General features: G+C 72.2%; 8 protein-coding genes. 2 read left to right on the top strand and 6 right to left on the bottom strand.

All coding sequences use genetic code 11. The annotated features are described in order from the left end of the window. On the bottom strand, nt 1-1750 hold a 1750-nt coding region (locus CCL05_RS46655; RefSeq protein WP_244204533.1), incomplete at its 3' end, for a hypothetical protein. A gap of 197 nt (nt 1751-1947) precedes the next feature. Beyond that, nucleotides 1948-2415: a DUF6069 family protein gene (locus CCL05_RS37190; protein WP_086565052.1), complete on the bottom strand. Its 468-nt coding sequence runs from the start codon at nt 2413-2415 to the stop codon at nt 1948-1950. 161 nt (nt 2416-2576) lie between these two features. Here CCL05_RS37190 and CCL05_RS37185 point away from each other — a divergent pair, with 161 nt between their 5' ends. Both CCL05_RS37185 and CCL05_RS37180 read left to right on the top strand, forming a co-directional pair. Further along, nucleotides 2577-4256: an NAD-dependent malic enzyme gene (locus CCL05_RS37185; RefSeq protein ID WP_086565051.1), complete on the top strand. Its 1680-nt coding sequence runs from the start codon at nt 2577-2579 to the stop codon at nt 4254-4256. A gap of 122 nt (nt 4257-4378) precedes the next feature. Next, nucleotides 4379-5656 (top strand): alginate lyase family protein, encoded by a 1278-nt coding sequence (locus tag CCL05_RS37180; RefSeq protein WP_086565050.1) that lies wholly within the window; start codon nt 4379-4381, stop codon nt 5654-5656. 16 nt (nt 5657-5672) lie between these two features. Here the strand turns inward: CCL05_RS37180 and CCL05_RS37175 are convergent, their stop codons facing one another. The 4 genes from CCL05_RS37175 to CCL05_RS37155 all read right to left on the bottom strand — a co-directional run bounded on the left by CCL05_RS37175 (nt 5673) and on the right by CCL05_RS37155 (nt 12331). Then, nucleotides 5673-6902, bottom strand: a complete 1230-nt coding sequence (locus CCL05_RS37175; RefSeq protein WP_086565049.1) for a glycoside hydrolase family 88 protein — start codon at nt 6900-6902, stop codon at nt 5673-5675. Nucleotides 6903-6943: 41 nt separating this feature from the next. After that, nucleotides 6944-8833, bottom strand: a complete 1890-nt coding sequence (locus CCL05_RS37170) for a glycoside hydrolase family 97 protein (RefSeq protein WP_208641700.1) — start codon at nt 8831-8833, stop codon at nt 6944-6946. 25 nt (nt 8834-8858) lie between these two features. After that, complete coding sequence (locus CCL05_RS37160; protein ID WP_086565047.1) at nt 8859-11177, bottom strand: glycosyl hydrolase family 95 catalytic domain-containing protein; 2319 nt, start codon at nt 11175-11177, stop codon at nt 8859-8861. Nucleotides 11178-11335: 158 nt separating this feature from the next. Then, the gene (locus CCL05_RS37155; RefSeq protein WP_086565046.1) at nt 11336-12331 is read right to left on the bottom strand and encodes an Lrp/AsnC family transcriptional regulator; all 996 of its coding nucleotides are present in this window, start codon (nt 12329-12331) and stop codon (nt 11336-11338) included. Nucleotides 12332-12501 lie beyond the last annotated feature (170 nt).

The raw sequence follows: 12501 nt of genomic DNA, 5'->3' as shown, positions 1-12501 counted from the left end.
GCGTCGGTGTCACGGGCGCGGGAGCCACGGGGTCGGGAACCCCGGCCGCCGGGGTCACAGGGGCGGGAGTCCCAGGCACCGGGGCCGCGGGCGTCGGGGTCACCGGCACGGGCGTCACGGGAGCGGGAGCCCCAGGCGCCGAGGTCCCGGGGACGGCAGTCCCAGGCACCGGGGCCGCGGGCGTGGGCGCCGGGGCCACCGGCACGGGCGTCACGGGCGCGGGAGCCCCAGGCGCCGGTGTCACAGGGGCGGGAGACCCAGGCGTCGGTGTCACGGGCGCGGCAGTCCCAGGCGCCGGGGTCACGGGGGCCCCGGCCGCCGAAGTCGCAAGCGCGGACGTCACAGGTGCCGAAGTCGCAAGCGCGGCAGCCCCAGGCACCGCTGCCACAGGCGCGGGCGTCACGGGGTCGGGAACCTCGGCTGCCTGTGTCACAGGGGCGGGAGTCCCAGGCACCGGTGTCACGGGCGCGGAAGTCCCAGGCGCCGGGGTCACGGGGGCCCCGGCCGCCGAAGTCGTGAGCGCGGACGTCACGGGCGCGGCAGCCGCAGGCGCCGGAGTCACAGGCGCGGCAGCCGCAGGCGCCGGAGTCACAGGCGCGGCAGCCGCAGGCGCCGGGGTCACGGGCGCGGCAGTCGCAGGGGTGGCCGGTGTCAGGGAGCGGACTGCGCCGTGGAGGCGTTCGAAGACCTCCTGCGGCATCGTGTCGACGCGGTCGAGGATCGCCGCCGCCCGCGGGTCGGTGGCTCGCGCCTCGCGCTTCTCCTCGTCGGTCAGCAGCATCGTGCGCAACGTGAGGATCTCGTCGATCTCCGCGGCGTCGTGCAGGTCGCCCGGGCTCTCGGGGGCCACCTGGGGGTGGTCGGGCAGGATGATCGGCGCGGAGAGCAGGACGGCGCCGTCGTCGCCGCCGAGGACGGGGAAGGTGAACTCGTTCCGGCACGAACGGGCGAGTGCGCTCAGGTCCGCCGGCGGGTCGATCAGGGAGGCGAACTCCACGCCCTCGCCGCCGATGAGCGTGTGGGTGGCGATGAGGGCCCGGCGCAGTGCCTCGTCACGAGCGGTCCGCGGTTCCGGTGCGGGCCCGGTGTTCGTGGTGCGCACCCGGAGCCGGCAGAGGTCGTCCGACAGTCGCTCGGCGGTGACGGTGATCTCGGCCCGTACCTCGTCGCGGTGCCGCACCACCCGCCCGGCGTGACCGGGCAGCGGCTCGACGTCCACGCCGGCCGGTGCGACCACGGGGACGGTGCGTCCGCACTGGAGGAGCTCGTCGAGGGGGACCTCGACCTCGCGTTCACACGGCACGGCCTCGTCGAAGGTCAGATGCGTCGTACCGTCGGCGGTGCGCAGTGACTCGACGGCGTGATGACGGCCCTCCCGGCTCTCCTCCACCTGCTTGCGCTGCATCTGCAGGTGACGGATCCGTACACGTACGGACGCGTTGCCGGGCTGCCGGATCCTCAGCAGGCACTCGGTCTGCTGGTACCAGGAGTCGGCGGAGCCGGAGACACCCGGGGCCACGGGGCCGTCCGCCTCCACCCAGTCCCTCGGGAACAGGACCCCGAACTGCCATCGGACGCGGTTCTTGGCCGAGGACCGGCGGTAGGGGTAGAGCAGGTAGCCCTCGTAGAGGACGGCGTCGGCGACGGCGCTCACCCGCTCGAAGGCGTCCGAGGACCGGTCGGGGGGCGGGTCCTCGCCGCCGCTCATGGCAGCGCACGCCGTGCCGCCCTCGGCCAGTCCGTCCGCCATCGCGTCTCCTCGTCCCGGTGTGCACACGCGTTCAGGGGTGCACGCGCATCCCTTCCACCACGGTCACACCGCTCATCCACGGTCGCCTCCTACGGCGCAGTGCCATTGGGCCGTTCGGGGCTGTGGCGTGGTACGACGACGGCCCGTCCGCGGTGAGCGCGACGGGCCGGTGCCGGGAATCGTGGGAGTCGAGGGCGTCACCTCCGCACATGGGACAGCCGCCGTGCCATCAGGGGGATGATCACCGCGGCGGCCACCAAATGCGACAGGGCGAGGACGACCTGCGTGGACGTGGCCGTGTGCGGGGCGACGGCCGGGCCGGCGAGGGACAGTGCGGTGAGGACGACGGTGGTCACGGTGAAGGTGCGGGCGGGCTGCTTCGCCCAGCGGGCGAGCACCACCGCCAGGACGATCCCGGCGACCGACCAGAACACCACGCCGCCGCCGAAGCCGCCGACGGGGATGGCCGCGGCCTCCTCGGCGCCGGGACTGGCCGCCTCCATCGGGACGCCCGCGGCCCGGGCGACGAGCGCGAACGCCTCGGTCACGACGGCACCGGCGAGCGTCGCCAGAACACCGACCAGCCATACGGGGCGCGTGGAAAGGAAGCCGGCGGTGTGCCGGGAGTCGGTCCGGGGCTGCGTCTGCGGGGTCGTCACGCTCATGTCGCCTTCTCCTGCTCGGTGTTGGGCTCGGTACGTCTTACGGAGAGGTAGACCGGGGGACGCGCCGGAACTCATCGGTGCGCCGAGGACCGGCTCGACCGTTCGGCCGAGCAGCGCAAGTCGCCTGCACGAACGGGCGAGTCCAGGGAAGGCGTCACCCCATGAACCAGCCGAAGACCCCGCACCCCCGCACGACCACCAGCCCCGCCCTCACCACCCTGGCCGACCCGCTCGTCAACAAGGGCACCGCCTTCAGCCGGCAGGAGCGCGCCGAGCTCGGCATCGACGGGCTGCTGCCGCCCGCCGTGGAGACCCTGGACGAGCAGGTCGCCCGCGCCTACGAGGCGTTCCACGGCTATGACAAGCCCCTCAACCGGCACATCTACCTGCGCCAGCTCCAGGACACCAACGAGGTGCTCTTCTACCGTCTGGTCACCGAATACCTGGAGGAGTTGCTGCCCGTCGTCTACACGCCGACGGTGGGTGAGGCCTGCCGGCGTTTCAGCGAGATCTACCGGCGGCCGCGCGGGCTGTTCCTGACGTGGGAGGACCGGCACCGTTTCCGGGACATCCTGCGCAACCGCCCGCACCGCGACAAGGACGTGGACGTCATCGTCGTCACCGACGGGCAGCGCATCCTCGGCCTGGGCGACCAGGGCGTCGGCGGCATGGGCATCCCGATCGGCAAGCTCAGCCTGTACACGGCGATCGGCGGCATCCACCCCGCCCGCACCCTGCCGATCCTGCTGGACGTCGGCACCGACAACGAGGACCTGCTCGGCAACCCGCGCTACCTCGGCCGGCGTGCCCGCAGGCTGACCGGCGCCGACTACGACGAGATGATCGAGGCGTTCGTCTCGGCGGTGGAGGCGGAGCTGCCCGGCACGCTGCTCCAGTGGGAGGACTTCGCCACCGCCCACGCCCATCCCATCCTCTCGCGCTACCGGGACCGGCTGCTCACCTTCAACGACGACATCCAGGGCACGGCGGCCGTCACGCTCGGCGCCCTGTCCACGGCCGCGAACGTGTCCGGCACTCCGCTGTCCGAGCAGCGCCTGGTGATCCTGGGGGCGGGGTCGGCCGCCATCGGTGTCGCCGACATGGTCCGGACGGCCATGATCGAGGAGGGCCTGTCCGAGGACGAGGCCACGGCACGGTTCTGGATCCTCGACGTCGACGGCCTGCTGGTGCGCTCGCGCCCGGAACTGACCCCGCAGCAGCGGGTGTTCGCGCGGGAGGACGGCGAGGTGAACGGCTGGGACGGCACCGGCCTCGCCGAGGTGGTGCGCCGTGTCGAGCCGACGGCGCTCATCGGGTTGTCGACGGCTCACGGCGCGTTCACCGAGGAGATCGTGCGGCAGATGGGCTCGACCTGCGAACGGCCCGTCATCTTCCCGCTCTCCAACCCCACCTCCCACTCCGAGGCCGATCCGGCGGACCTCACCCGCTGGACCGACGGCCGGGCGCTGATCGCCACCGGCTCGCCCTTCCCGCCCCTGACGGTGAACGGGCACGAGGTGCCGGTGGCGCAGTCGAACAACGTCTACGTCTTCCCGGCCATGGGTCTCGCGGTGACGGCGAGCCGGGCCACGCGCGTCACCGACCGCATGATGGTGGCCGCCGCCCGGGCCGTCGCCGACTGCGCGGTACGGGCGGCGCCCGGCGGCGACGGCCCCGTACCGCTGCTGCCGCCCCTGTCCGGGATGCGCGAGTCCGCTCGCGAGATCGCCCTGGCGGCGGCTCTCGCCGGGGTCGAGGACGGGGTCGCTCCGCAGGCGACGGAGGAGGAGTTGCGCAAGGCGGTCGCGCAGGCCCAGTGGACACCACGTTACGAGGGCTGAGCGCCGCCCCCGTACGCCGACTGCCTGCGAGCCCTCTTTCCCGCTGGAGACCGCTATGTCATGCTCACGTCTACCCACCACCTGAACGTTGTTCACAGCCATGAACTCGAACGGAGTGGATCATGAGGAGAAGATCTCGCTTAGGCATCCTGCTGACGGTTCTCGCCGCGCTCGTCACGGGAGCCGCCCCCGCCGCCTCGGCCCGGTCGGAGGCCCCGCACACGGACCGCATCCCGCACACCGCCGTACTGGACGGCGCCCGACTGCACCGGACCAAGGTCCGGCTGGAACACGGGGACCCCCAACTCCGGCGTGCGGTCGCACGGTTGCGGGGGCGTGCCGAGAGATGGCTGGACCAGGGGCCCTGGACCGTCGTCGACAAACCCCGGCCCGCGCCCGGCGGAGACGTCCACGACTATCTCAGCCAGGCCCCGTACTGGTGGCCCACCACGACCCCGGCCCCGGACAATCCGTGGGGCTGCCCCTACGTGCAGCGCGACGGCGAGCGCAATCCCGAGGTCGACTCGGGCACCGACCGCCAGGACGTCGAGAAGACCTTCGACTCCGCCTACGACCTCTCCCTCGCCTGGTATTTCACCGGTGACGCGCGGTACGCCGAGAAGGCCGGGCAGGTGCTGCGCACCTGGTTCCTCGATCCGGCCACGAGGATGAACCCGAACCTGAACCACGCGCAGTTCATCCCGTGCAAGTACGACGGCCGCGCCATCGGCATCATCGACTTCTCGCAGTCGTACACCAGCGTCCTCGACGCGCTCGCCCTGCTGGAGAGCGGCGCCCCGGGCTGGACCGCGAAGGACCGCAGGGACATGGCCCGCTGGAACAGCGCCTTCCTCGACTGGCTCAGGAACAGCGACTTCGGCAAGCAGGAGGCCGCCGCCACCAACAACCACGGCACCTTCTACGACCTGCTGCTCGCCGGCCTCGCCTACGCGACCGGGGACCGGGAACTGGCCCGCCGAACGGTCCTGGACGCCCGGCACAAGCGCATCGCACCGCAGATCGCGGCCGACGGCAGCCAGCCCCAGGAGCTGACCCGGACCAGGAGCTGGCACTACTCGACGTTCACCCTGGTCGCCCACACGCGGCTGGCGGCCATCGGACGGAACGCCGGCGTGGACCTGTGGGCCTATCAGGGGCCGGAGGAAGAGAGCCTGTTCAAGGCGGTCGGCTACCTCCTGCCCGCCGCGACCGGAGCCGCCCCCTGGCCGCACCCGGAGCTCGAGTTCCGCCGGTACGCGGCGACCGATGTCGTGCACGCGGCGGCCGATGCCGGAGACCGGCGGGCACAGCGGGCCGTCCGGTCGCTGGAGGAGCCGCCGGGCGGCGACCTGTGGGTCCTGCGCCCGGCGGCGGAACAACTGGACTCCATCGCGGGCTGAGCGGCACCAGCGCCGGTCAGACCGTGGAGAGGTCGATCGCCCGGTCGACGTCCTGCGGCCGGAGCACGCGCAGGATGCCTTCCAGCAGGTAGTAGTCGGCGTACGGAAGGGAGATCTCGATGCCGTCCTCGGCCGGGCGGTTGCGGGTGCAGCGGGCCACCACCGCTTCCGCCCGGGCCGAGTTCTCGGTCAGGCAGGTCCGCGCCAGTGCGGTGAGCAGCCGGAGCGCGACCTCACGGTAGGCCTGCCTGCCGGTGGCAGCGGACAGGTCGAGGAGCCCGCAGGCGGTGATCGCGCCGGCCGACGCGTCCTTGATGTCGTGGGGCTGCTGCGGCGCGCGGTAGTCCCACACCGGGACGTGGTCCGGGGTGAGTGCTCCGACCGCGTAGTCCGCGAGTGCGCGGGCGGTGGTCAGGAAGTCCCGGTTCCCGGTCCTTCGGTACATGGTGGTGAAGCCGTACAGTCCCCACGCCTGGCCGCGCGACCAGCAGGACGTGGGGCTGTACCCCTGCACGGTGTCCGGACCGAGGGGCGCGCCGCTGTCCGGGTCGAAGTCGTAGACGTGCGGGGTCGATCCGTCCGGGCGGGGGAAGACCCGCTGGGTGGTCTTCGCGTGTTCCACGGCGATGTCCAGGTACGTGTCGTCCCCGGTCTGCCGGCTCGCGAACGCCAGCAGGTCGAGGTTCATCATCGTGTCGATGATGACGCGGCCGGCGTTCTTCGGCTCGTTCAGCGCGCCCCACGCTCTGATGAAGCGCCCGCGCGGGTTGTACCGCTGGATGAGGGAGTCGGCCGCCCGCACGGCGCCCGTCCGCCAGGTTTCGTCGCCGGTCAGCCGCCAGGCGGTGACCCAGGACGGGTAGAAGAGGAAGCCGAGGTCGTGTGTGCCGGTGTCGTACTGGCGAGGGGCCAGCTTCCGCGCCGAGTCCAGGGCCTGCGTGCGGAAGGCCTCGTCCTTGCTGTGGAGCCATGCCATCCACAGCGTGCCCGGCCAGAATCCGCCGACCCAGCCGCCGTTCTGGGAGTAGACCCACTTCTCGAAATGCGTGCCGACGGGGAAGGCGGTCACGTTCGGCGCGACGGCGGCGACCTTCTCGACGGCGTAGTCGGCCGCCGCGCGGAGCGTGCGCTGGGTGGCCGCCGGTGTCCGGCCGGCGGTCGTGTCCGCGGCGGCGGCAGGTGCCCGGGAAGCGCATAACGCCGTGGCGCCGGCCGTGGCCAGCACAGTACGCCGGGAAACACTCATGCTGATCCCTCCAAGTTGGTATGCGCGCACGGTGAACGGACTCAGCGGTGGCAGGTGGTGACACCCGCGCGCCAGGGACAGGCGATCCCGGCGAAGCCGCCGTTCGCGACGACGTCCACGCCGAACGTGTCGCCGCCGCGCAGTACCTGCCGGTTCCTGACGAGCCCGTCGGCACCGTCCTGGACCGTCTCGACCAGCCACCGTCCCGTGCCGACGGTCAGCGGCACCTCGGCCCTGCGGGCGGGCCCGGCGTACACCCCGCCCAGGAACCAGCGGTCGCCGCTGCGGCGGGCGAGCACGGCTTCCCGGCCGGGCCGGCCGGCGAGCAGCCGGGTGTCGTCCCATGCGGCGGGGACCTGGTCGAGGTACTCCCGGGCGAGCGGCCGGGCGTCGTACGACTCGGGGGTGCCCGCGAACATCTGGAGGCCCGACTCGTAGGCGACGGTGAGCCCGACCTCGGCCGCGTCCGAGTTGGGGCGCAGACCGACGCGCTGGAAGGCGCCGGGAGTGAAGTCCATGGAGCCGATGACGTTGCGGGTGAAGGGCAGGGTGGTGAGGTGGGCTGCGGTGTTGGTCCGCTTCTCCTCGCCGGCGACGCCCTCCAGGGTCATGACGTGGGGCCAGGTGCGCTGGATGCCCTTGGGGATCGTGGAGCCGTGGAAGTTCACCATGAGGTGGTGTGCGGCCGTCTCCCTCAGGACGGCGTCGTACCACTGGAGGGTGGACTGTGCCTCGGAGTCCATGAAGTCGATCTTGACTCCCTTGACGCCCCACCGTTCCAGGGTGGGCAGCCACTGGGCGCGTTCCTCGGGTGTGTCGAGGTCGCGCTGGTGGATCCAGACGATGATCCCGACGCCCTTGGCGCGGGCGTGGTCGACGAGTTCCGGCAGCCAGCTGTTGCTCTGCCAGTCCGGGTCCGTGACGTCCCACTCGTCGGCCTTGAAGTACCAGCCCGCGTCGACGGCCTCGTAGGGCCAGTTCCGCTCGGCGGCGTAGTCGACGTAGGCCTTCTGCGCGGCGAGGCTCTGCCCGGCCGGGCGGCCGCCGGCGAGCCAGGTCCACAGCACGGTTCCGGGCCTGATCCAGGAGGGGTCGGCGACCTTGGAGGCGGGAGCGAGATCGTCGGTGAAGGTCGACCGGGTGACGGCGGCCAGGTCGCCGGTGACCATGGCGCGCCAGGGGGTGGTCAGCGGACCGTCGGTCTTCACCCGGTCGTCGGCCAGTTCCACGCGGTAGGTGCCGGTGCCCTGGTCGTGGGCGAGCCGGGCGCCGGAGTAGGCGCCGGTGAGGTCGGACTCGGCGAGCAGGGTGTACCCGCCGTCGGTCGCGAACAGCGCCTGGGGCGAGTACGCGCCGGTGGGGGCCGTGGCGGCGGTGTATTCGTTGAACTGGCCCTCGTTGTCGGGCCGGTAGGTGCCCAGCCATGCTCCGGCGTCGGGCGGCAGTTTGAAGGCGGAGGTCTCGCCGAGCACGTCGCCGTGTCCGGCGGGCAGGACGTACCGGTAGGCGACGCCGTCGGCGGCGGCGCGGACCAGCAGGTCGAGCCGGGCGCCGGCGGGGGTGGCGAAGGACAGGCGGGTCTCGTTCATGCGGACCCGGCGCTCCAGCCGCTTGCCGGACCTGGTGCGGTAGCGCTCCTCGACCGTCCGGTTCTTGCCGCGCAGGAAGCGCAGGTCCTTGGAGAAGTCGGCCCGTTCGGTGACGAGGCCGACGGGCGACGGCTCGATGACCGTACGGCCGCCCCGGGTCACCGACAGGCTCAGTGTGCCGGTGGCGTCGTCCAGGGCGATCCGTGCGCGGGCGGCGTCCGGGGCGGCGGTCACCGTCCAGGCGTGCTCCCGCTGCTCGGCCCCGGCCGGAACGGTCGTGAGGAGGGTGGCCGCCAGTCCGGTGCACAGCGCGGCGACCACGGTTCTGATCGGAACAGCCATGTGAACCCTCCGAGGTGTGCGGTGATTACGGCAGTCCCCAGGCCGGTCCCGGTTCCCCGACGGCGACGGGCGCGATGACGAGGTCGGGGCGCGATCCGGAGTGGACGAGCACCTCGCGGCCCTTGGGCAGGTCGATGGCGAGAGTGCCGCCGCCCAGGTCACGGGTGCGGGCCGGGGTGCCGTCGTCGAGCAGCACGGTGAGGGTGCCGGTGAGTCCGTGCCGGAGCTTGAGCGGCTCGCCCGCCAGGCTCTTGACCCGGATGAACCGCGTGGCTCCCTTCTTACGGACGGCGCTGACCAGGAAGGCGCCCTGGGTGCGGAAGTCGTGCAGGGTGACGTCGGCCCATGTGGTCGGGACGGCCGGGAAGACGCGGATCACGCCGCCCCAGCTCTGGCAGAACATGTCGTGCAGGGACTGCGAGGCGGACAGCGGCGTCTCGATGACCGGGCCGGCCTCGGTGTAGTGGGTGTTGGCCTGGCAGGGGTAGCGAGTGGAGGTGTCGAAGAACTTCCGTAGATACCCGATCGCGGTGTCACCGTCGCCGGTCATCGCGTAGATCGAGGCGGCGCCGGTGTAGCTGTAGCCGCGGTGGGCGCCGGTCAGCGCGTGCCAGTGCTCCACCGACTTGGTGATCAGGTCGCGGGACTCGGGCTGGTCCCAGTTGACGAGGTACAGCGGGTACACCATCAGCAGGTGCGAGTAGTGCCGGTGGGACCGGTCGTACGGGGTGCCGGCGCCGATCATGAAGCCGTTGTCGTCGACCGGGTAGGGCGTCAGCTTGGCCAGCACCTCCCGCCAGCGCGGGGCCAGTTCGTCGTCGACGCCGAGGAGTTCGGCGGACTCTATGAGCGTCTGGCAGGCCCAGCGGATCAGGGCCAGGTCGTAGTTGGTGTCCTGCGGGGGTACGACGGGGTACTCGGGCGAGAGCGTGCTCGGCAGATGGAGCTTGCCGTCGCTGCCCGGGGTGAGGAAGTGCAGGTAGTAGTTGACGGCCCGGCGCAGGATCGGGAAGACCGTGTCGCGCAGGAGCGCCTTGTCCATGGAGTGCCGGTAGGACAGCCACACGTTGTGCAGCGCCCAGGTGAGGTTGCCGGCCTCGGAGCCGCTGCCGGGCCTGCCCACCTCCCGGTTGGCGAACATGTCGGAGCTGCGGCCGACGCCCGAGCTGTCGGCGCGGTAGGCGGTGGGCACGTTGGCGACGAGCTGTTCCTGGTTCTGGCGCAGGGTGCTGGCGAGCGCGTCGAGTTCCAGGTGGTTGGAGCCGTGGATGAGCCAGTACTCCAGCTGGACGTTGAGGTTCCACCAGACCGCGGGCCAGGGGGTGGGCTCCAGCCACGGCCCGGAGGTGGCCATGACGGGGCCGCCGGCCCGGCTGGCGGAGGCGACCTTGTAGAGCTGGATCCAGTGGAAGCTCTGCAGCCGCTGGTCGGGGAACGAGACGAAGCTCTTCTGGTAGAAGGCGTGCCACCAGCGGGTGTGCCGTCGCCTGAGGCTGTCGTACGACCCGGCGCGCCGCAGGTTGCGCAGCGAGTCGGCCTCGGCCGCCGTGGTGGAGGGGGCGCTGTGCCCGACGCTGAGCAGCAGTTCGTCGCCGTCGCGCCGGTAGGCGGTGGCGGTCTGGGCGCCGGTGAGGGGCTGGAGCACCTGCTCGGTGCCGTCGGCGGCGGTCTTGGTGGTCCAGGGCGGGTTGGGGATGTAGTCGGCGGGCGGGGCCTCCTGGATCTTCCGCGGGCTGATGGCCTCCTCGGGGTGGAAGGTCCAGTCGGCGCGCTCGCCGCCGGTGGCCCGCACCCGGACGGCGAGTACCTCGTCGTGGATGAGGGCGGAGAGGGTGAGCCTGCCCGCGGTGGTGGTGACGGTGCCGGTGAGTTCGGCGTTCCACAGGCTCAGCCGCCAGTCGACGGCGGTGATGGTGCCGGCCGGTTCGAGAGTGAGGTGCCCCACCGGCAGCCGGCAGGTGCCCCAGCCGCTGCCGAACTCGGGGCGGTGGTCCTGCACCCGGCCGTGCTGGACGGTGAAGCGGACCTGGTCGGCGTCCGGCTCCCGGTAGATCATGCTGCCGAGCAGCCCGTCGCCGAGGAAGGGGCCCTCGTACCAGCGGGTGGGCAGCCTGGTCCACAGCAGGTCCTGGCCGCGCAGGAACGTCGACCAGGCGCTGTCGGTGGTCATGGTGTCGCGGAGCTTCCAGGGGCGTCTGGCGCCGCCGGCGTCGGACGGCACCGTCCCGGTGAGCTCCTGGGCTCGGGCCGTGCCGGGCAGGGCCGCCGCCGCGGCGCCGGAAAGCGCGGTGCCGAGTACGGCTCTGCGAGCCACCTGCGAACGTTGCTCCGGCTGTGAGGTCATCGTGTCCTCCAGACCTGACGGATCATCGATACATCGGGTGTATCGGCGAACCTAAGCAGGGCTCATGCACCTGTCAATGTGCTGAACGCAGTCCACATGAGTGACCCCTCCGATGTATCGAGGAGACTCGGCCCCGTTCGCCCGGTCTGAACAGCACGTCAGTCACGCAGCCACGGCGCGAGCATCCCGCCCCGCTTCAGCGAGCCGAGGACCATCGACACATCCACCGACACGACCTCGCGCAACCACGGGGCACGCGTGACGAAGTCGTGGAGCGCCGCCTCGTCCGGAAACGCGGTCAGGACCAGCAGCTGGCGTTCGCCGGTGACGAAGCTGACGTACCGGACGTGCGGGGACCCGGCGAGCGCCGCCGTCACCGCGTCGACCTGCGACGGCACGGTCCGCACCCACAGCACCGCCTCCACCGGCAGCCCGAGCAGCACCGGTTCGATCACGGCACGGACGCGGACCCGCCCCGCCCTGCGCAGGGCTCCCAGCCGGCGCCGGGCGGTGGCCTCGGACACCCCGGACACCCGGGCCAGTTCGTCGAACGTGCACCGGCCGTCCTCGGCCAGGGCGTGCACCAGCAGCCGGTCGGCGCGGGAGAGTTCTCCGGCCGTGTCGGACGGGGGCGACACGTCCGCCGACGCGGGGACGGCGCCGGTGCCTTCGGTGAGTGCGGCGATCTCGGCCTCGGTGAGCAGACCCGCGTGCCACTCGCGAATCGTCCGCACGTGCCGCAGCACCGGCAGCGTCAGCGTCCGTACGACCCCGGGCAGGCCGGGGAGTTCGTCCATGACGAGCCCGGCGAGACGGTCGCGCGGGCACTGCACCTCGGCCACGCAGTCCCAGGTCCCGGTCAGGAGCTGGGCGAAGGCACAGTCGGGCCGGCGCGCCAGCGCGGTGGCGACCACACGGGCCTGGCCGGGTGCGCAGCGCACTCCGATCACGGTGCTGCGCCCGCGCACGGCCATGGCGCCGATCCGTACCAGCCCGGAGTCCAGCAGCCGGGTGCCCCGGCGGACGACGGTGCGCTCCGGTTCGCCGAGCGCCGTCGCGATGGCGTGCCACGAGGCACGGCCGTCGATCTGCAGCGCGCTGATGATGCGCCGGTCCAGCGAATCGGCCACGAAGGCGGTGTGCGGTGCGTCCATCGGCCTGAGCGTATGGCCGATTCCGTCGATTTCCCAGGGAATCTTGTTCCCATCCGTCGATGTGCCCGACTCTGCCGGGAAGCCGGACCGCGCTCTCCCTACCTCCGGAGGTGGCCGACATGACCGCGACACCCGGAAGTCCCCCTCATCCGCCGACGGCTGCCCCGTCC

The sequence above is a fragment of the Streptomyces africanus genome (assembly GCF_002150735.1).
Taxonomy (GTDB): domain Bacteria; phylum Actinomycetota; class Actinomycetes; order Streptomycetales; family Streptomycetaceae; genus Streptomyces; species Streptomyces africanus.
This window is presented reverse-complemented; position numbering and strand designations above follow the sequence as displayed.

What these genes read in the sequence shown, in the direction of transcription:
- CCL05_RS37190 (WP_086565052.1), bottom strand. Translation starts at nt 2,415, where the DNA reads ATGAGCGTGACGACCCCGCAGACGCAGCCCCGGACCGACTCCCGGCAC.
- CCL05_RS37185 (WP_086565051.1), top strand. Translation starts at nt 2,577, where the DNA reads ATGAACCAGCCGAAGACCCCGCACCCCCGCACGACCACCAGCCCCGCC.
- CCL05_RS37180 (WP_086565050.1), top strand. Translation starts at nt 4,379, where the DNA reads ATGAGGAGAAGATCTCGCTTAGGCATCCTGCTGACGGTTCTCGCCGCG.
- CCL05_RS37175 (WP_086565049.1), bottom strand. Translation starts at nt 6,902, where the DNA reads ATGAGTGTTTCCCGGCGTACTGTGCTGGCCACGGCCGGCGCCACGGCG.
- CCL05_RS37170 (WP_208641700.1), bottom strand. Translation starts at nt 8,833, where the DNA reads ATGGCTGTTCCGATCAGAACCGTGGTCGCCGCGCTGTGCACCGGACTG.
- CCL05_RS37160 (WP_086565047.1), bottom strand. Translation starts at nt 11,177, where the DNA reads ATGACCTCACAGCCGGAGCAACGTTCGCAGGTGGCTCGCAGAGCCGTA.
- CCL05_RS37155 (WP_086565046.1), bottom strand. Translation starts at nt 12,331, where the DNA reads ATGGACGCACCGCACACCGCCTTCGTGGCCGATTCGCTGGACCGGCGC.